This window comes from Pantoea sp. PNA 14-12, assembly GCF_004364735.1.
GTDB classification, from domain to species: Bacteria; Pseudomonadota; Gammaproteobacteria; order Enterobacterales; family Enterobacteriaceae; genus Pantoea; species Pantoea stewartii.
This window is the reverse complement of record NZ_SOAJ01000008.1, coordinates 35,167-54,284: the sequence shown is the minus strand read 5'-3', so window position 1 is coordinate 54,284 and position 19,118 is coordinate 35,167. Positions and strand designations below refer to the sequence as shown.

At 51.5% G+C, this 19,118-nt stretch carries 21 protein-coding genes; 12 read left to right on the top strand and 9 right to left on the bottom strand.

Going from position 1 to position 19,118, the window contains the following annotated elements; genetic code table 11:
• Nucleotides 1-5 precede the first annotated feature (5 nt).
• The gene (locus tag C7434_RS20845) at nucleotides 6-977 is read right to left on the bottom strand and encodes a polysaccharide deacetylase family protein (RefSeq protein WP_054632871.1); all 972 of its coding nucleotides are present in this window, start codon (nucleotides 975-977) and stop codon (nucleotides 6-8) included.
• A gap of 320 nt (nucleotides 978-1,297) precedes the next feature.
• Here C7434_RS20845 and C7434_RS20840 point away from each other — a divergent pair, with 320 nt between their 5' ends.
• Nucleotides 1,298-2,383: a glycosyltransferase gene (locus C7434_RS20840; protein WP_133745886.1), complete on the top strand. Its 1,086-nt coding sequence runs from the start codon at nucleotides 1,298-1,300 to the stop codon at nucleotides 2,381-2,383.
• 102 nt (nucleotides 2,384-2,485) lie between these two features.
• Here C7434_RS20840 and C7434_RS20835 read toward each other — a convergent pair whose 3' ends face one another.
• On the bottom strand, nucleotides 2,486-3,568 hold the full coding sequence (locus C7434_RS20835; protein WP_133745876.1) for a glycosyltransferase family 9 protein: 1,083 nt from the start codon (nucleotides 3,566-3,568) through the stop codon (nucleotides 2,486-2,488).
• A 164-nt stretch (nucleotides 3,569-3,732) separates the two neighbouring features.
• Here C7434_RS20835 and C7434_RS20830 point away from each other — a divergent pair, with 164 nt between their 5' ends.
• The 6 genes from C7434_RS20830 (at nucleotide 3,733) to coaD (ending at nucleotide 9,633) form a co-directional block, all read left to right on the top strand.
• On the top strand, nucleotides 3,733-4,734 hold the full coding sequence (locus C7434_RS20830; RefSeq protein ID WP_133745875.1) for a glycosyltransferase: 1,002 nt from the start codon (nucleotides 3,733-3,735) through the stop codon (nucleotides 4,732-4,734).
• A gap of 73 nt (nucleotides 4,735-4,807) precedes the next feature.
• The gene (gene rfaQ, locus C7434_RS20825; protein ID WP_033738063.1) at nucleotides 4,808-5,884 is read left to right on the top strand and encodes a putative lipopolysaccharide heptosyltransferase III; all 1,077 of its coding nucleotides are present in this window, start codon (nucleotides 4,808-4,810) and stop codon (nucleotides 5,882-5,884) included.
• Nucleotides 5,877-7,013, top strand: a complete 1,137-nt coding sequence (locus C7434_RS20820) for a glycosyltransferase family 4 protein (RefSeq protein WP_006121256.1) — start codon at nucleotides 5,877-5,879, stop codon at nucleotides 7,011-7,013. Before rfaQ ends, C7434_RS20820 begins: the two co-directional genes overlap by 8 nt.
• A gap of 90 nt (nucleotides 7,014-7,103) precedes the next feature.
• Nucleotides 7,104-8,378, top strand: coding sequence for a lipid IV(A) 3-deoxy-D-manno-octulosonic acid transferase (waaA, locus tag C7434_RS20815; protein WP_033738061.1), 1,275 nt, complete (start codon nucleotides 7,104-7,106; stop codon nucleotides 8,376-8,378).
• Nucleotides 8,378-9,157, top strand: a complete 780-nt coding sequence (locus C7434_RS20810; protein ID WP_033738060.1) for a glycosyltransferase family 2 protein — start codon at nucleotides 8,378-8,380, stop codon at nucleotides 9,155-9,157. The genes waaA and C7434_RS20810 overlap by 1 nt, the downstream gene beginning before the upstream one ends.
• The gene (gene coaD, locus C7434_RS20805) at nucleotides 9,154-9,633 is read left to right on the top strand and encodes a pantetheine-phosphate adenylyltransferase (RefSeq protein WP_006121252.1); all 480 of its coding nucleotides are present in this window, start codon (nucleotides 9,154-9,156) and stop codon (nucleotides 9,631-9,633) included. Before C7434_RS20810 ends, coaD begins: the two co-directional genes overlap by 4 nt.
• Here coaD and mutM read toward each other — a convergent pair.
• The 4 genes from mutM to radC all read right to left on the bottom strand — a co-directional run bounded on the left by mutM (nucleotide 9,630) and on the right by radC (nucleotide 11,828).
• Nucleotides 9,630-10,439 carry a bifunctional DNA-formamidopyrimidine glycosylase/DNA-(apurinic or apyrimidinic site) lyase gene (mutM, locus tag C7434_RS20800; RefSeq protein ID WP_133745874.1) on the bottom strand — a complete coding sequence of 270 codons (810 nt, stop codon included), beginning with the start codon at nucleotides 10,437-10,439 and terminating at the stop codon, nucleotides 9,630-9,632. The genes coaD and mutM overlap by 4 nt on opposite strands.
• 69 nt (nucleotides 10,440-10,508) lie before the next feature.
• The gene (gene rpmG, locus C7434_RS20795; protein WP_001051798.1) at nucleotides 10,509-10,676 is read right to left on the bottom strand and encodes a 50S ribosomal protein L33; all 168 of its coding nucleotides are present in this window, start codon (nucleotides 10,674-10,676) and stop codon (nucleotides 10,509-10,511) included.
• 20 nt (nucleotides 10,677-10,696) lie between these two features.
• Entirely contained in the window at nucleotides 10,697-10,933 is a 237-nt protein-coding gene (rpmB, locus tag C7434_RS20790; protein WP_006121249.1) for a 50S ribosomal protein L28, read from the bottom strand.
• Between the two features lie 238 nt (nucleotides 10,934-11,171).
• The gene (radC, locus tag C7434_RS20785; RefSeq protein ID WP_033738055.1) at nucleotides 11,172-11,828 is read right to left on the bottom strand and encodes a DNA repair protein RadC; all 657 of its coding nucleotides are present in this window, start codon (nucleotides 11,826-11,828) and stop codon (nucleotides 11,172-11,174) included.
• 181 nt (nucleotides 11,829-12,009) lie between these two features.
• On the opposite strand from radC, the gene coaBC reads away from it, so the two are divergent.
• The 3 genes from coaBC (at nucleotide 12,010) to slmA (ending at nucleotide 14,383) form a co-directional block, all read left to right on the top strand.
• Nucleotides 12,010-13,230 (top strand): bifunctional phosphopantothenoylcysteine decarboxylase/phosphopantothenate--cysteine ligase CoaBC, encoded by a 1,221-nt coding sequence (coaBC, locus tag C7434_RS20780; RefSeq protein WP_033738125.1) that lies wholly within the window; start codon nucleotides 12,010-12,012, stop codon nucleotides 13,228-13,230.
• Nucleotides 13,208-13,666 carry a dUTP diphosphatase gene (gene dut, locus C7434_RS20775; protein WP_033738053.1) on the top strand — a complete coding sequence of 153 codons (459 nt, stop codon included), beginning with the start codon at nucleotides 13,208-13,210 and terminating at the stop codon, nucleotides 13,664-13,666. Before coaBC ends, dut begins: the two co-directional genes overlap by 23 nt.
• A gap of 120 nt (nucleotides 13,667-13,786) precedes the next feature.
• Nucleotides 13,787-14,383 (top strand): nucleoid occlusion factor SlmA, encoded by a 597-nt coding sequence (gene slmA / locus C7434_RS20770; protein ID WP_006121245.1) that lies wholly within the window; start codon nucleotides 13,787-13,789, stop codon nucleotides 14,381-14,383.
• A 30-nt stretch (nucleotides 14,384-14,413) separates the two neighbouring features.
• Here slmA and pyrE read toward each other — a convergent pair whose 3' ends face one another.
• Both pyrE and rph read right to left on the bottom strand, forming a co-directional pair.
• The gene (gene pyrE / locus C7434_RS20765) at nucleotides 14,414-15,055 is read right to left on the bottom strand and encodes an orotate phosphoribosyltransferase (RefSeq protein ID WP_006121244.1); all 642 of its coding nucleotides are present in this window, start codon (nucleotides 15,053-15,055) and stop codon (nucleotides 14,414-14,416) included.
• Nucleotides 15,056-15,104: 49 nt separating this feature from the next.
• Complete coding sequence (gene rph / locus C7434_RS20760; protein WP_033738052.1) at nucleotides 15,105-15,821, bottom strand: ribonuclease PH; 717 nt, start codon at nucleotides 15,819-15,821, stop codon at nucleotides 15,105-15,107.
• 154 nt (nucleotides 15,822-15,975) lie between these two features.
• On the opposite strand from rph, the gene C7434_RS20755 reads away from it, so the two are divergent.
• Nucleotides 15,976-17,160: a nucleoside transporter C-terminal domain-containing protein gene (locus C7434_RS20755; RefSeq protein ID WP_033738051.1), complete on the top strand. Its 1,185-nt coding sequence runs from the start codon at nucleotides 15,976-15,978 to the stop codon at nucleotides 17,158-17,160.
• Nucleotides 17,161-17,194: 34 nt separating this feature from the next.
• Here C7434_RS20755 and C7434_RS20750 read toward each other — a convergent pair whose 3' ends face one another.
• Nucleotides 17,195-17,632 (bottom strand): DUF3574 domain-containing protein, encoded by a 438-nt coding sequence (locus C7434_RS20750; protein ID WP_033738049.1) that lies wholly within the window; start codon nucleotides 17,630-17,632, stop codon nucleotides 17,195-17,197.
• 160 nt (nucleotides 17,633-17,792) lie between these two features.
• Here C7434_RS20750 and C7434_RS20745 point away from each other — a divergent pair, with 160 nt between their 5' ends.
• Entirely contained in the window at nucleotides 17,793-18,656 is an 864-nt protein-coding gene (locus C7434_RS20745) for a YicC/YloC family endoribonuclease (RefSeq protein WP_033738048.1), read from the top strand.
• Nucleotides 18,657-19,118: the final 462 nt, after the last annotated feature.

Here is a 19,118-nt window from a genome sequence, read left to right as displayed (position 1 = left end):
CCCGGTCATGACACCGGGGAATGTTTTTTCTTTAGGGCGTATTCAGTCAGCGTCATGCCCTGAGTGCGTACCTGAAGCCAGCTAAACAGCTGTTCCAAATCATCATACAGACGGTCTATATCAGCGTGGTTTTTGAAGGTCGGGCTCCCGTCTGGCATAAATTCAGACGAATGCAGCATGAACTCAACATAATCATTGCCCTGCGCCAGGGTTTGTTCAACCACCTGTTTCATTTGTGCCAGATTTCCACCCACGGGCCTCAACCAGTTTACCCTTGCTCCTCTTGATTTACCCCGAACATTATCCCAGGCTTTTTTTAGCGTATTTTTCAATGCGCCATGCCGGTACTGAATGCTCATCGGTAATTCTAATAAGGTCGAGTCGCCAGGTTTCGAAATATCGTTGATATCGACATAATAAGCCTGGTCAGGGAAACCACTGTAATCGGTACCGCCCGTTCCCTGAGGTGCCCCCAACGAATTGCGCCAGTCAACACGTGGTGTGACGGAGCAGTCCACCAGATAACCATGCTCAATTAGTGCGCGTGCGTATATTTCATTAAAGGCCCAGCGACCGGCCCGATGACTGCGCATTTTTGTCTCAAAGGCGGTCTCAAGCAAATCCGTCATACGGGCGACTTTATCCCGCAGGATGTTTTCAGGATATTCAATCAGGTAAGGTTTATAACGCCAGTCATCTTCAGTCAGCGCATAATCAGGAGGACTATACCAGGCGTGCAGATGCATACCGATTTCACCCTGCCCCCGTGAAAGAAGGTCACGCCCGAATTCAACATAAGCCGGATCGCTAACCATTTCATAGTTGGTAAGCCAGGTAGGTTTGAACGCGTATTTTTCGCACAGAGACTGAAAACGTGGCAAAAACCGAACATTGTGCGTAGTGACATTGCCACTGCGATTGCGCCAGATATTATCGCCTTCAGTATCCAGGGTGATTAAAAACGCGGGTTTGTCCATAACTTATCCAACAAGCGGTAGAGATCATCCTGCTATGTTACGCAGGGCAACCGACGCAAGCAAAACTATAATTGTCCACAGCGCGATCTTTATCCGTGGTCATCCGCTAAGTGATATCCTAGAATAATGCGTTTAATCAGGATGTCTTCATCGTAAAAATACGGTAGAAGTATGGCGATGTTTTCTTGATATTCAGTGAGATACCTCAGAACAGTCCGGTCCGTTTTTTGGTATCCCTTTTATGACGGGAAATGTCAGCGTTGAGATCATGCATAAATTGTCGGCGTTGATGAGGTGGTAAGTTGTCCAAGCGTATTTTGATGATAATTGATGGGTTACCCGGCGGCGGCGCTGAAAAAGTGGTGCTGACGCTGGCTCAGGGTATGATCAATGAAGGACATCGCGTATCGCTTTTTTCACTGCGGGACGTTTGCGATTATGCCCTTCCGGCAGGGCTTGATTATCAGGTCATTCGCGACACATGTCGTCGCCCCTGGCGGAAGCTCACAGAAACAGCTCGCCGTGCCACTCTGCTGGACAATGCCGTCCGACTCAGCGAGGCCCGGGAGGGCAAATTTGATTTAGTGCTCTCACATCTTCATAAAACTGACCGCATTGTAAGCGCTTCGCGTGCACTTAACGCCCTTAAGACCTGGTACTGCATCCACGGCGTCTTTTCAGCCTCTTATCTGGCGCGCAAATCCGGCTTTTCGTTGTGGCTTAAACGTCAGAAAATCCGTCACGTCTATCGTAATCGCCAGGTGATAGCCGTTTCTCAGTATGCGCTTGATGATCTAATTACACGCGTTGGCGTGAAACCTTCCCGGACCGGTGTGATTTTCAATCCTTTTGATTTTGATGAAATCAGACAACGCGCATCAGAACCGTGCCCACTCGCAGGCACTGAATTTCTTCTACATATCGGGCGCTTTCATGAAACTAAACGCCACGACCGTTTGCTGGATGCTTATGCGCAAAGTGGGATTCACTCACCTTTAGTTCTACTGGGTCAAGGCAACGAAGGGGCAAAAGAAAAGTTATATCGTCTGGCTCAACAATTGAGTATTTCAGACCGCGTACAATTTGCAGGCTTTCAGTCGAATCCTTATCCCTGGCTACGGCATGCGCGAATGCTGATTTTGAGTTCGGACAGTGAAGGATTTGGCAATGTGCTGATTGAAGCCATGAGCTGTGGAACGCCGGTGGTCAGCACGCGATGCCCCGGTGGACCTGCAAGTATTTTAACCGGCGATTTAGCACGCGGTCTTTCTGAAATGAATGCCGCCTCGCTGGCTGAAAAAATGCGTGACATCTACGCTAATCCGCCCGATTTGAACCAGGTGGACTTAAGCATCTATAGTCTTTCCACGATTTGTCACCAATATCTGCAGTTAGCGGAGACCTGAACCCTCGCGCTCGCCGTTACTTAATTTTTTTGCTCGTTAGCCGTTCTGTCATCGCCTTAACAGATGACAGGAACGGCATGTTCGAGAGGGGCTATGTCTTATTCAGGACGTCTGAAAAAAAACAGGCGACTCACAGAAGGTTGACTGCCTGTATTCTCCTTTTTGCGAGCTCCCCTCGAGTTCTCGCCAGGCGTGGATAACGTATTCCGGGGTGAAATCATTGCTTTCACCAGAAGGTGACTGCAAAATTTTGTATTCACCTGACCACGGATGCCAGCCAAGGGCATCCGTATCACCAAAAAACACGACCTGTTTTTTGTGCAAACCCGCTGCGATATGCATTTGACCGCCGTCACTACACAAAATCTGATCACAGCAATGAAAACCCGCCATCAGATCACGCACTGACCCTGTAGGATAGGCTGCTATTCGTGAAGAATTAACTAACTGCAGGAGCTTTTCAGCACGCGCGTTATCTCCCATATCCTCAGGCCCCAGCGCACCCTGAGGTGACCAAAACAGTAATACGCGAGCCTTTTCATCCTTTAAGAGGTGATGGATAAACGCAGCATAATTATCTATTGCCCAGCGGCGCTTTGCACAGCGACTGCTGATATGCACGCCATAAGTCTGGCCCTCAACGGGAAACAACGCATGTACACGCGATTCTGCCTCCTCCCGCTCTGACTTTGTCAGATAAACTCTTACGGGGGGAACGTCGGGTAAATGAGCGGTTAACGATGAGAGGTAAGAGTAGGTGTGTTCAACCTGATGATTTCCAGAAAAATCTGCGCTACTGAAACTTCGGGTAATCCCTTGATTAGGCTGGCCCGCGCCAATGATATTTGTTGCTCCCGCTAAACGTGCGAGACGCAGGCTGTACCTGCAGGGCACCGGATTGGCCAGCACTACCGCATCAAAACGAGTCTGACGCAACATCCAGAAAATTTTCAAACGATGCCAGTAGACACCCATTGCGCTCTCGTTTTTACTACGGTGTTTGGCTTTTTTATAGACATGTAGCGAATCAATGTGGGGATTATTCAGCACCACATCCTGCGCGACTTTGTTAACCAATAATGTCAGTTTTGCATCGGGAAAAACCTTTTTAATACCTTCCAGCAGCGGGGTGGTACACACCATATCCCCGATGTTATCGCGCCTGATGACGAGAATATTTTTCATACTGTGCCCAGGTTAAAACAGTCATAGCCGGGCTTTTGATCACCCGCACGCAAAAGTTGCATAAAAAATAATTTCTGCTACTCGTTTATTTGACCCTAAATGCACAAAAAGTTCTGAATGCTTTCGTAATAATGCGGGCAAAGTTCCGCCTAGATTTCACTAAAATGCATAATGCCGTGATACAGAATTCGCCTTTATTGTCCATTATCACGCCGATGTTTAATGCTGGTGCCGGTTTTGAAAGGTTTATCCAGTCTTTACTGGCGCAAACGCTCACATCACTTGAAATCATCATCGTTGATGATGGTTCCACCGATAACTCCGGTAAACAGGCTGACAACTACGCGCAACGCTATCCTCACATTCGGGTCATTCACCAACCAAACGGTGGCGTATCCCGTGCGCGCAATGCTGGCCTGGCAGTGGCCCGCGGCAAGTACGTCACCTTTCCGGACGCCGATGACACGATGAAACCCGACATGTACCAGACGCTGACAGACATGGCAGAAGCGGATAATCTGGATGTAGCGCAATGTAACGCTGAATGGTTTTTTCCGGCCGACAATGCGATTCAACCGCTAATACCGCTGGAGCGCCTTTCTGGCACGACAGTTCTCAGCGGCCCAGAGTGGCTTAACAAGGCGCTGAAAACACATCGCTATAAGCATGTTGTCTGGCTGGGCATTTATCGCCGTGAACTGATTGAAAAAACAAAGCTGGCGTTCGAACCCGGACTACACCACCAGGACATTCCGTGGACGACAGAACTCATGCTCAATGTGCAGCGCGTGCGCTACACCGACAGACAACTGTACCGTTATCATACGCATGACGCTTCAATCAGTAATCGCAAGCGCACCGGACAGGCCAATGTCGAATATCAGCGCCATTACCTGAAAATTGCCAGAATGCTGGAAGAGATTAATGCGCGCTACCGCGATAAAGTTAAAATATACCCGACGTTCCATTATCAGGTAACGCACGAAGCCCTGAGCGTTTGTCACAGTATTCGACGTGAGCCCGATGAGGCTGCGCGTCAGGCGATGATTGCAGATGTGTTCGCGACCGGGACGCACAAACGTATGTTGCGCAATGCACGTGGTATTAAGCAGTGGTATCACCTGCTGCTGTGGCTGGGACGGATTTATTACTGGCGCAGGAAATAAGCGCCGTCACTTGCTTTAACCCCTAAAGGGTTTGCCCTACAATCAGCTCACTGAATTTTGAGAGCATTTGAGTATGACAAGCCCGATTCCAGTCCAGTTTGCACCGAAAAAAATACTGATAATCAAACTGCGTCATCATGGCGACATGCTGCTGACCACGCCTGTCATCAATGCTTTGCATCGGCATTACCCACAGGCCGTGATTGATGTTCTGCTCTATAAAGAAACCCGTCCTATGCTGGAAGCACATCCTGCCATCCGCCATCTGCATGTCATTGACCGCGGCTGGAAAAAGGAAGGTGGCTGGCAAAAATTCCGCCATGAAATGGCGCTGGTCGCTGCCGTCCGCAACTGTCAGTATGACCTGGTCATTAACCTTGCCGATCAGTGGCGCAGCGCCATTATCACCGGTTTATCTGGTGCACCAGTACGTATTGGCTTTGCCTTCACAAAACGTGACAAGGCCATCTGGCGCTGGTGCCACACGCATTTAGTTACCACTGAAAATCATGAGCAATTACATACAGTGGAACAAAATCTGTCCGCACTTTCTCCATTGACTATTCCAGCGGAAGGCATCGGTGCCTCAATGCATTTCAGCCCCGACGATGCGCAAAAAGTGCAGGACAAGCTCCGTCAGCAGCAGGTTGCCGGGGGCTATATTGTTTTACAGCCCACTTCACGCTGGCAGTTTAAATGTTGGGAAGAGGACAAGGTCGCGGCCACCATCGATCAGTTAGCCCAAGCCGATCGCAAAGTGATACTGACGGCAGGCCCCGATGCAAATGAACGGGAGATGGTCGAACGTATTCTGGCACAATGCCATTCCCCTCACGTTATCTCGTTTGCGGGTCAACTCTCTTTACCTCAGTTGGCGGCGCTTATCGCGGGCGCGCAACTCTTTATCGGTGTCGACTCCGCGCCCATGCATATGGCGGCGGCGCTGGATACACCCTGCATCGCCCTTTTCGGACCGACCAAGCTGCAGCACTGGCGTCCGTGGGGAGATAACAATCGGGTGATCTGGGCGGGCGACTATGGATCTCTGCCCCATCCGGATTCTATTGATACCCGGACCGATCAGCGTTATTTATCGGCCATCCCGGTTGAGGATGTCGTGAATGCCGCAAGGAGCTATCTGAATGCGTAAGTTACGTCTGGCCATTGTCCGGCAAAAATATCGTCCTGATGGCGGCGCAGAACGGTTTATCTCACGCGCGCTGGAAGCGCTGGGAAGTGAGCAGTTGGATCTCAATATCATTACCCGCAGCTGGCAGGGCAAACCCAACCCAGACTGGCATCTGCACATCTGTAATCCAGGCAAACTGGGGCGGGTTTCACGCGAGCGAGGATTTGCACAGGCTGCGCGGGCCTGCTGGGAGCGGGAGAAGTTTGATATCGTACAAAGCCATGAGCGCATCGCAGGCTGTGATATTTTTCGGGCTGGCGATGGCGTTCACCGTGTCTGGCTTGAGCAACGTGCCCGCATTGTGTCACCACTACAGCGCCTGAGTGCCAGCCTGAGTCCTTACCATCGTTACGTTTTGCGGGCGGAAGCGGACATGTTCCAGTCTTCCTCGCTGAAAGCGGTGATCTGCAATTCTGAGATGGTAAAACAAGACATTTTGCGCTGTTTTACGCTGCAGGCAGACAAAATACACGTTATCTACAATGCGATTGATGCCACGCGCTTTCAGCCTGCGACCGAGGCCACGCGCCATGCCATGCGGACCCAACTGAATCTGCCCACCAACGCAACAGTGCTGATTTACGTGGGATCGGGTTTTGAACGCAAAGGCCTGAAAGCGGCCATTGAAGCGCTGGCCAACAGTCATCGTTATCTGATTGTGGTAGGCCAGGACAAACAGGTAAAACGTTATCAGCAGTTGGCTAATCAACTGAACTGCCTTGACCGCTTGCGTTTTGTCGGCGTGCAGCAGGACGTACAGCCTTTCTATCATGCTGCCGATGGTTTGCTGCTGCCGACCTTATATGATCCCTTCCCCAACGTCGTACTGGAGGCGATGGCCTGTGGTTTACCGGTCATTACCAGCACCGGCTGTGGCGGCGCTGAGTTTATTCGCGAAGGCCAGGAAGGATTTGTTCGCGATGCGCTGGATATTAAAGGCCTGAACCAGGCGATAAACGCCCTGTCGAGTCTGACCGTCGACGCGCGAATGGGAGAAGCGGCGCGGCGCAGGGTTGAGCCATACAGCCCACAGCACCTGGCGCATTCCCTTACCTCCCTCTATGAGCAGGTGCTGCGTACCCAATCATGATGTGAGATGAGTGATTATGCTGTTTCTGATAATATGCAGTAATCTGACTTTAAACTGCTTTTTTGACGCCAACGTGTCATAACGGTAACTATGACGACCATTTACACCGCATTGCTCTATTTCATTCAGCCACTCATCTGGCTGCGCCTGTGGCTGCGCGGTCGTAAAGCCCCGGCCTATCGCAAACGCTGGGCAGAGCGTTATGGCTACTGCGCCGGAAAAGTGAAGCCGGACGGCATTGTCCTGCATTCGGTTTCTGTGGGGGAAACGCTGGCGGCGGTGCCGTTGGTACGCGCGCTGCGTCATCGCTATCCTACCCTGCCCATTACCGTGACCACCATGACGCCAACCGGTTCGGAGCGCGCGCAGTCCGCTTTTGGCAAAGATGTACACCATGTCTATTTGCCTTACGACTTACCCGGCGCCATTAATCGTTTTCTTGATATGGTGAATCCACGTTTGGTCATCATTATGGAAACGGAGCTGTGGCCTAATATCATCCGTATTCTGCATCAGCGCCATATTCCGCTGGTGATCGCCAATGCTCGCCTGTCAGAACGCTCAGCCAAAGGCTATCGCAAGCTGGGCAAGTTTATGCGCAATCTCCTGCAGAGCATCACGCTGATCGCTGCGCAAAATGCCGAGGATGGTGAGCGTTTTATCCAGCTTGGGCTGAAACGCTCTCACCTGTCGATCACCGGCAGCCTGAAATTCGATATTTCTGTTACTCCCGAGCTGGCGGCACGCGCCGTCACGCTGCGTCGCCAATGGGCTCCGCGCCGTCCGGTCTGGATCGCGACCAGTACACATGAAGGTGAAGAAGCGATTCTGTTGGATACGCATCGCCGTTTACTGGAGACCTTTCCCGATCTGCTGCTGATTTTGGTACCACGCCATCCTGAGCGCTTCAACGATGCGCGCGAACTTACTCAAAAACGTCACTTCAGCTTTACCTTACGCAGTAGCGGAGAGATCCCCTCCAGTTCAACACAGGTTGTCATTGGTGACTCAATGGGCGAACTGATGCTGCTCTACGGTATAGCCGACCTGGCTTTCGTAGGAGGCAGCCTGGTTGAGCGTGGCGGTCATAATCCGCTGGAACCGGCAGCCCATGCTATCCCGGTACTGATGGGCCCGCATACCTGGAACTTCAAAGATATTTGCAGCAAACTGCAGGAGGCACAGGGATTGATCACTGTGACTGACGCGGCGTCGCTGGAAAAAGAAGTGACGAATTTGCTACAGGATGACGACTATCGTCGTTATTACGGTCGCCACGCCGTCGAGGTGCTGCACCAAAATCAGGGTGCGCTGCAGCGCCTGCTACAGTTACTTGAACCTCATTTACCGCCACGGGCTCATTGATGACCGCTACGCGCCAACGCCTTTCAGTGGTGATGATTGCCAAAAATGAAGCCGCCTTGCTGCCTGACTGTCTTGCCTCAGTCAGCTGGGCCGATGAAATTATCGTGCTGGATTCCGGAAGTACCGATGACACCCTCTCGCTGGCTCAACAGGCCGGCGCACAGGTTTTTCAGGCAACGGAATGGCAGGGTTATGGAAAACAACGCCAGCGGGCGCAAAGTTTTGCCAGTGGCGATATGATTTTGATGATCGATGCCGACGAGCGCGTGACGCCAGAATTGCGTCAGGCGATTGAACAGGTTCTGGAAGCGCCGCCGGGGCCAACCGTTTACAGCCTCAGTCGTAGCAACCTGTTCCTGGGCCGTTTTATGCGTCACAGCGGCTGGTATCCTGACAGAGTGATGCGTCTGTATCCGCGTACACTGGGTTATAACGATAATCAGGTCCATGAGTCACTCAAAACCGAAGGTGCGCCCGTTAAGGTACTGAAAGGGGATTTACAGCATCTGACCTGCCGTGACCTGATGGTTTTCCAGCGAAAACAACTGGCTTATGCTGAAGCCTGGGCGCAGGAAAGATTCAAGCGTGGAAAAACGTGCAGCCTGTTTTCTGTCTTCAGTCATACAGCGGGTGCCTTTGTAAAAACGCTGCTGCTGCGTGCCGGATTCCTTGATGGCAAACAGGGCTGGCTACTGGCAGTCGTTAATGCCCAGTACACATTCAATAAATATGCAGCGCTTTGGGCGCTAAATAAGACTTCGGCGGAAGGGCGCACATGACGACAAAAGCGATTTATCCTGGCACCTTCGATCCCATTACCCTGGGCCATATTGATATCGTCACTCGTGCAGCACAGATGTTTGATCGGCTTGTTGTGGCGATTGCCGCCAGCCCGAGTAAAAAACCGCTGTTTACGCTGGACGAAAGAGTGGCGCTGGCGCAACAGGCCACTGCACATCTTCCCAATGTCGACGTGGTCGGTTTTAGCGATCTGATGGCAAACTTCGCCCGGGCGCAGCAGGCAAATGTGCTGGTTCGTGGATTACGTGCCGTGTCCGATTTTGAATATGAAATGCAGCTCGCGCGTATGAACCGACACCTGTTGCCAACGCTGGAAAGCGTATTTTTAATGCCTTCAGAAGGCTTTTCTTTTATCTCATCGTCACTGGTCAAAGAAGTGGCGCGGCATGGTGGCGATGTCTCTGCCTTCCTGTCCGCACCTGTCCATCAGGCCTTACTCGCAAAGCTGCCTTAATGCTGGCAGTTGGGGCACCAGTAGGTGCTGCGCTGCCCGTGCTTCCCACTCACAATCGGCGTGCCGCATGCCCTGCAGGGTTCGCCAGCCCGGCCGTAAACCTGTAACTCCTGAGCAAAATAGCCTGGCTTGCCATCGCTTTGTAAAAAGTCACGCAATGTCGTTCCACCCTGCTCGATAGAGCGGAGCAGTAACGCTTTAATAGTGTTAGCCAAAAACGCCGCTTCATCGTGAGACAGGCTCATCGCTGCTCGATCAGGCAGGATCCCTGCTGTAAACAGTGACTCGCTCGCATAAATATTGCCCACGCCCACCACGACTTTATTGTCCATCAACCACTGCTTGATCACCGTTCGCTTACCGCGGGATTTTTCAAACAAATAGTCGCCACTGAATATTTCACTCAGTGGTTCTGGACCTAAATGGGCAAGTACGCTGCTTCCGTCCAGATCGCTGCTCCACAACCAGGCACCAAAACGTCGGGGATCGGTGTAGCGCAGGACCTTCCCGTTGCTCATCACCAGGTCAACATGATCGTGTTTGGCGGCAGGCAATTCTTCGGGCAGAACGCGCAGACTGCCAGACATACCAAGATGGATAATGATCCAGCCGTGTGGCAGCTCAAGCAAAAGGTATTTAGCGCGCCGCTGAACACTCAGTACTGGCTGATCGCTTAATGCGAGGATTTCATTGGATACCGGCCAACGCAAGCGTGCGTTGCGAACGACGGCGTGAAGAATTGTTTGACCAACCAGATGTGGCTCAATGCCGCGTCGGCTGGTTTCTACCTCTGGCAACTCTGGCATAACCTCTCCCCTGCGCATTACACAAACAAAAAACCCGGCCGGAGCCGGGTTTTTAGCAGAACACCAAAATTATTTAATTTTGGCTTCTTTGTAGATCACATGCTGACGTACAACCGGATCGAACTTTTTCAGTTCAAGTTTTTCTGGTTTAGTACGTTTGTTCTTCGTGGTGGTATAGAAGTGACCTGTACCAGCAGAGGAAACCAGCTTGATCTTCTCACGAATACCTTTAGCCATGATTCAGTTCCTTAGTACTCTTAGTACTTCTCACCACGGGCACGCATGTCGGCTAACACCGTATCAATGCCCTTTTTATCAATAATACGCATACCTTTTACAGATACACGCAGAGTAACGAAGCGCTTCTCGCTCTCAACCCAAAAACGGTGTGAGTGCAGGTTCGGAAGGAAACGGCGTTTCGTCGCGTTCATTGCGTGGGAACGGTTGTTACCGGTCACCGGACGCTTTCCAGTTACCTGGCAGACTCGTGACATGTCTATTCTCCAAAAATCAAATCAGCTCGAGCTTTAAAAATTAGGTTTTGGCCGCCTCGTCAGGCTTGCAGCCCGCCAGGCGAGTTCCATGGAACCCGCTAAGCTGGCCTAACCGCCAAACCCGAGATTCTCAAAGGTGGCGTAGTATACGCCGCTCGGCCCAAGTGCTCAAGTCCCGAACAGATAAAGATCCCGAATGATCGTGTAAAAAGCCGCCACCTGGACCAGATTTTCAGGCTCAGAGCCATCCGCGTTCGACAAATGAGACAGATTGACCGTGTCCAATCACCAGATGATCAAGCAACCGGATATTCAATAAGCGACAAGCTTCGCAGATTTTTAGTGTAATGTCGCGGTCAGCCTGGCTGGGTTCAGCAATTCCTGACGGATGGTTATGCGCTACGATGAGCGCAGCCGCGTTGATTTTCAGGGCTTCACGCACAATTTCACGAGGATGGACTTCGACGCTGTTGATGGATCCGGAAAACATTTCTCTGGCCATTAATACCCGATGTTGATTATCCAAAAACAGCACGACAAACACCTCACGCTCCTGCCTGGCCAATAATGTCTGCAGGTACTGACGCGTCGCTGCGGGACTGTCAATTGTGCTCTCACGCGCCAGCTGGCTGGCGAAAAACCGTTTGGCCAGTTCTGCCACTGCGCGCATCTGAATCAACTTGATTTCGCCAGCGCCTTTAATGCCCTTAAAGTCTGCAGCCGTCGCATTAACGATATTATAAAGCGACCCCAGCTCCTGCAGCATCTGCTGCGCCAGCATCATGACAGGAACGCCTTTTGAACCTGTTCGTAAGAAAATCGCTAACAGCTCTACGTCACTTAACGCATCCGCACCCCATTGCTGAAGTTTTTCTCGTGGTGGCAAATTTTTCATTGCTGCTCTCCCTATCGCCCCCTGTATCATCGCGTGCGAACCTATCCGCCACCAGCGCGTGATTGTGATTCTCCGGCATGTCTCGCAAACGCAGCCATTGAAAAGGTGCATGCCACGTTTTGTGATAAAATTCGGCCATTACACCGTCCCTGCGACGGCAATCGAAAATGAGGTCAACAGCATGATGGGATTAGCCGGTAAAAAAGTTCTTCTGGGCGTCAGTGGTGGAATTGCTGCCTATAAAACCCCCGAGCTGGTCCGTCGTCTGCGCGATCGCGGTGCCGATGTCCGCGTGATGATGACTGAGGGCGCAAAGGCTTTTATCACACCACTCAGCCTGCAGGCCGTCTCCGGTTATCCTGTTTTTGATGATCTGCTTGACCCGGCAGCCGAGGCCGCAATGGGACACATTGAGCTGGCCAAATGGGCTGACCTGATCGTGCTGGCCCCGGCCACGGCCGACCTGATTGCGCGCATTACGGCAGGGATGGCCAATGATTTAGTCACCACTGCCGTGCTGGCAACAGCAGCGCCTGTCGCGATTGTGCCGGCGATGAATCAGCAGATGTATCGCGCTGCCGTAACGCAGGAAAACATGGTCAGGCTTCAGGCGCGCGGCCTGTTAATTTGGGGGCCAGACAGCGGCAGCCAGGCCTGCGGGGATATTGGCCCCGGTCGCATGCTTGACCCTTTAGCTATCGTTGACCACGCCGTACAGTGGGCCGCGCCCGTCAACGACCTGCAACATCTCAATATTATGATTACCGCGGGCCCTACCCGGGAAGCGATCGACCCCGTGCGTTATATCAGCAACCACAGTTCGGGAAAAATGGGGTTTGCGATTGCGGCGGCGGCGGCAAAGCGCGGCGCCCGCGTTACGCTGGTAAGCGGTCCGGTTGCCCTGCCAACGCCCGCCGGCGTTAAACGTGTGGATGTGACATCGGCCCTGGAAATGCAGGCGGCGGTAATGGGGGAGATAAACGCACAACATATTTTCATTGCAAGCGCAGCCGTGGCAGACTACCGGGCAATTGAGATCGCGGATGAAAAAATAAAGAAACAGGATGACGATGAGAAAGTCAGCCTGCAGCTCATTAAAAATCCCGATATTGTCGCGGGGGTGGCGGCCTTAACGCAGAGCCGGCCATTTGTGGTTGGATTTGCGGCTGAAACCCAGAATGTGGAAGAATACGCCCGAAAAAAACGCGCGCGTAAAAACCTGGACCTGATTTGTGCTAACGATGTGTCAAAAGCAGGCCACGGGTTCAATAGCGACACCAATGCTCTTCACCTTTTTTGGCAGGAAGGAGAAAAAACCTTACCGCTCAGCGATAAGTCACTCCTTGGTCAACTTTTAATAGACGAGATTGTCAGCCGTTATGATGAAAAAAATAGACGTTAAAATTCTTGATGCGCGCGTCGGCAAAGCGTTTCCCTTGCCGACCTATGCGACACCGGGTTCCGCTGGGTTAGACCTTCGTGCCTGTATTGATGATGTGATGGAAATCGCACCCGGCACAACCACATTAATTCCTACCGGTCTGGCTATTCACATCGCCGATCCGAACCTTGCCGCCGTGATTCTTCCGCGCTCTGGCCTGGGCCACAAACATGGTATTGTCCTGGGTAATCTGGTTGGTCTGATTGATGCCGACTATCAGGGACAACTTATGGTATCGGTATGGAATCGCGGGCAGGAAAGCTTTACGCTTCAGCCGGGCGACCGCATGGCCCAGCTGGTTTTTGTCCCTGTCGTCCAGGCCGAATTCAATCTGGTAGACGAGTTTGACGCCAGCTTGCGCGGTGAAGGTGGCTTCGGTCACTCAGGCCGTCAGTAACCAGCACGACCGATTTTCACTTACGCCAATCTTATTATTTCTCATCGCCCCAAGGCTTTCTCTTGTGGCAGATGCGTAGGTGTTGCCTGTATATGGTGAAATTCAGGGGTTTTTAAGGGCATGGCAGAGAAAAAAGTCGTAAAGCGGAATCGCCGCGAGGAGATTTTGCAGGCGCTGGCGCAGATGCTTGAGTCAAGTGATGGCAGCCAACGCATTACTACTGCAAAACTGGCGGCTAACGTCGGTGTATCGGAGGCGGCGCTTTATCGTCACTTTCCCAGTAAAACGCGGATGTTTGACAGCCTGATCGAATTTATTGAAGACAGTCTGATTACCCGCATCAATCTGATCCTGAAAGATGAAAAAGAAACAATGGCGCGCCTGCGTCTTATTGTGCAACTGATTCTGGGATTTGGTGAGCGTAATCCGGGGCTGACGCGGATTTTGACAGGCCACGCGTTAATGTTTGAACAGGACCGTCTGCAGGGGCGCATTAATCAGCTGTTTGAGCGCATTGAAGTGCAGCTACGCCAGGTGATGCGCGAACGCAAAATGCGCGAAGGTGAAGGCTTTCAAACGGATGAAACCTTACTGGCCAGCCAGCTGCTGGCCCTGTGTGAAGGGCTGTTATCGCGGTACGTCCGTTCCGAGTTCCGGTTTAGCCCAACGGCCGACTTTGACACCCGCTGGCCGCTGATTGCGGCACAACTGGTGTAATACAAAGGCGGGCGCAATGCCCGCCAGTTATCAGACGCCGTACGCCTTTTGGTACGCCCGAACCTGCGCTAAATGATCGGCCATATGCGTTTTTTCAGCCAGGTAATCAATCAGGTCGTTAAGCGTAATTATCGCGGTAACTTTGCAGGAATAATCCCGTTCCACTTCCTGAATAGCGGAGAGTTCACCCCGGCCGCGTTCCTGACGGTCCAGTGAAATCAGCACGCCCGCCAGGCTGGCATCATGTGCATTGATAATATCCATGGATTCGCGAATCGCCGTGCCGGCCGTGATGACATCATCGACCAGCATCACTTTACCCTGCAGCGGGCTTCCCACCAGCAAACCGCCTTCTCCGTGATCTTTCGCTTCTTTACGATTGAAGCAGTAAGGTACGTCACGATCGTGATGATCGGCTAACGCAACGGCTGTGGTGGTGGCGATAGGGATGCCTTTGTAGGCCGGACCAAATAACAAATCAAAATCGATTCCGCTGTCGACTAACGCCTGCGCATAAAACCGCCCCAGCAGCGCTAAATCCCGGCCCGTGTTAAATAAACCGGCATTAAAAAAATAGGGGCTTTTACGACCCGACTTTAATGTGAACTCACCAAATTTGAGCACCTGCTTATTCAGTGCAAATTCAATAAACTGCCGCTGCCAGGCTTTCATGTCTTACTCCTCAGATAAAAAAAAGGCGACTCTGTGGTCGCCTGTTACCTTAACTTTCCAGCGCCGCTTTCTGGGCCTGAATCAATTCTTCAATACCGCCACGCGCTAACGCCAGTAATGCCAGCAGTTCTTCGTGGCTAAAGGGTTCACCTTCAGCGGTGCCCTGCACCTCAATCATGCGGCCATCTTCCATCATGACGACATTCATATCCGTTTCAGCGGCAGAGTCCTCAACATATTCAAGGTCACACAACGCTTCACCATTGACAATCCCCACTGACACGGCGGCAACCATGCCTTTCATCGGATTCGCTTTCAGCTTACCACTCGCGACCAGGGCATTAAGCGCATCTGCCAGGGCTACACAGGCGCCAGTAATGGAAGCCGTACGTGTACCGCCATCGGCCTGAATGACGTCACAATCGAGCGTAATCGTGTATTCACCGAGCATGGTGAGATCGACCGCAGCACGCAGTGAACGGGCGATCAGGCGCTGAATTTCAAGCGTGCGACCACCCTGTTTGCCTTTCGCGGCTTCACGCGCCATACGACTGTGAGTAGAACGCGGCAACATGCCATATTCGGCAGTGACCCAGCCCTGGCCCTGCCCTTTGAGAAAGCGCGGAACTCCTTCATCCACCGTTGCAGTGCAGAGCACTTTGGTTTCACCGAATTCCACCAGAACGGAGCCCTCTGCGTGTTTAGTGTAATTGCGGGTCAATGTGACTGGACGCACCTGATGTGCGCTACGGCCTGCTGGACGCATGGTTATCTCCGGCTTGCTAATGATTGGCTGCGTATTATACGGACTTCCTGGCCTGCTGTCTCTTGCAGTGGTCAGTGCAGCCTGGGATGAAATTCATGCCGGAGTATGGCTAAATGCCTTACCTTTTCCTGCATATCCGCTAACTGACTAAACTATGACCGCTCTTCTTCATTTCCTGCTGGCGCTGGTGGTAATTTTTGCCCTTGCGCTACTGGTCAGTCATGACCGAAAACGCATTCGCCTGCGCTTTATTATTCAACTGATTGTTGTAGAAGCCGCACTGGGCTGGTTCTTTCTTCACTCAGCCAGTGGACTGGCGCTGGTAGGCGCGGTGGGGCATTTCTTTGAAACGCTGCTGCGTTTTGCTGCACAGGGCACGGAATTTGTGTTTGGTGGCATGAGTCAGCAGGGGCTGGCCTTTATCTTCCTTGGCGTGCTCTGCCCTATTATTTTTATTTCCGCACTGATTGGTATTTTGCAACACTGGCGCATCCTGCCGTTACTGATTCGCGTTGTTGGCACGCTATTATCAAAAGTTAACGGCATGGGAAAACTGGAGTCCTTTAATGCGGTAAGCACGCTGGTGCTGGGCCAGTCAGAGAACTTCATTGCCTATAAAGGTATTTTGGCCGATATCCCACCACGCCGACTTTACACAATGGCGGCCACCGCGATGTCTACCGTTTCGCTGTCGATTGTTGGTGCGTATATGTCGATGATCGAGGCCAAATATGTCGTTGCGGCTCTCCTGCTTAACATGTTCAGCACGTTTATCATCCTGTCGATTATTAACCCCGGCAAAGGCAGCAATGAGCAGGCTATTCCGCTGGATAAATTACACGAAGATCAGAGTTTCTTTGAAATGCTGGGGGAATACATCCTCGCTGGTTTCAAAGTCGCGATGATTATTCTGGCCATGCTGATTGGTTTTATTGCCTTAATCGCGGCTATCAACGCCCTGTTTGCCACCCTGTTTGGGTACAGTTTCCAGCAGCTTCTTGGCTATGTTTTTTATCCTTTTGCCTGGCTGATTGGCATTCCCGCTACCGATGCATTACAGGCTGGCAGTATTATGGCCACGAAGCTGGTGGCGAATGAATTCGTCGCCATGATTGAACTGAAAAAGATAGCGGCAGGCATGACGCCACGCGGATTGGGCATCCTGTCTGTTTTCCTGGTTTCCTTCGCGAACTTTGCTTCTATTGGAATTGTTGCGGGCGCGATAAAAGGCCTGAACGAACAACAAGGCAATGTCGTCTCAAGGTTTGGCTGGAAACTGGTCTATGGTTCCACCCTGGTCAGCCTGCTTTCCGCTGCATTTGCCGGACTGTTTATCTGATGGACTCAACGGCGGCACAGGCCGCCGTTTGTCCCTAAAAACTAATGCAGGCTGGCGTATCCACGCGCATAACCGATTCCTGACCAAACTGTTTTTTATAGCGAGCACGCAGCGCTTCGACACGACTGTTGCTGTCACTGTCGAACTGATAGATAAGCACTAACGCCTTGCTTTTCTCACGTGCTAACTGACCGTTTTCTCCCAGCCATTGGCCCTGCGCATCATAAACAGACAAGCCAGACCTGAAGCGCGGTGTTACCTCTTTATCGACAAAATTCATCCAGTCCAGTGCGCTCACATTGCCGCCCTGCGGCTTACTGAGACCAAACCACAATGTGGTTTGCATCATGACCTCACCGCCGGCGCACACCGGAACGGGTCGGGTAGAAGGCGGATATGATGATGGAGACGGCGACTGACAGCCCACAAGCAGCAGGCTGAGTATGAGTGGAAGAGACGATACGCGCGACATAAAAAGAGGGCCTCAACGAGTAAACCAGTAATTAGCATAAGTGGCTGTTGAGAAAAGCGGAAACATTTTGTTATCGCACCCTGTACACGCTTACACCTGTTCTGGTCAGCCTTGCCTCGTTATACTGGCCTCAACCTTATTTAAAAAAAGAGTAACGCTTATGATCCGCAGTATGACCGCCTATGCCCGCCGTGAAATTAAGGGCGACTGGGGCAGCGCCGCCTGGGAGTTGCGTTCTGTCAATCAACGTTATCTTGAAACCTATATTCGTCTGCCTGAACAGTTTCGCGGACTGGAACCGATGATCAGGGAGCGCATTCGCCAGCGACTGACGCGTGGAAAAATCGAATGTAATCTGCGCTTCGAGGCCGATCCTGGCGCACAGGGCGAACTGATGCTCAATGAGTCGCTGGCCAAACAACTGGTTCAGGCGGCTAACTGGGTCAAACTGCAGACCGATGAGGGCGTTATCAATCCGCTGGATATTCTGCGCTGGCCGGGCGTCATGGCAGCACCTGAACAGGATTTGGATGCAATTAATACTCAGCTGATTCAGGCGCTGGATGGCGCGCTGGATGATTTCATCGCCGCACGTGAAAGCGAAGGCAGCGCTCTGAAAGCACTGATCGAGCAGCGGCTGGAAGCGGTAACGCATGAGGTCAGCAAAGTCCGCGCTCAACTGCCCGATGTGATTAAGTGGCAGCGGGAGCGCCTGATCGCCAAACTGGAAGATGCTGAGGTGCAGCTTGAAAATAATCGCCTTGAGCAGGAATTGGTGATGATGGCACAACGTGTCGATGTCGCAGAAGAGCTGGATCGTCTGGATGCGCACGTTAAAGAGACCTATAACATTCTGAAGAAAAAAGAGGCGGTAGGCCGTCGTCTTGACTTTATGATGCAGGAGTTCAACCGCGAGTCAAACACACTGGCTTCAAAATCCATTAATGCAGAAATTACGAATTCAGCGATTGAGCTAAAAGTGTTGATTGAACAGATGCGAGAGCAGATTCAGAATATTGAGTAATCAGGCTATCTGTCGTCATTTGGCAACCTTACCAGAAAAAGTCCGCGTAGATGCGGACTTCTTTTATTTTTTCAGTCATTAAACAGTTACATAACAATAATCGCTTGATTCGGTTAACGTTGTCAGTCTTTATTGAAATTAGCCCGTTTTATAAGGATGAAAAAATTTCCAGTCAGATGATGTCAGGCATTTTTTAACAAAACTACCGAGGCGTTGATTTTTCTATAGCTGGTTTAAATATTTCACTTTGAAAAAAATAGCAGGCTATATATCTACCCGTTTTCCCCCTCTCCGTCACAGCCTGCTCAGGCAAATAAAAGGCCCAGTCCGTTAAAAAAATAACCGTGCCACTATTTCAGGCGATGCGTGGACGTCTTTCTCAAATCGCGGCGCGATCACAATTGTGAATAAAATAACAACAGAAAGGAAACAAATACATCTGTTCGACTAAAGTTTTAATAA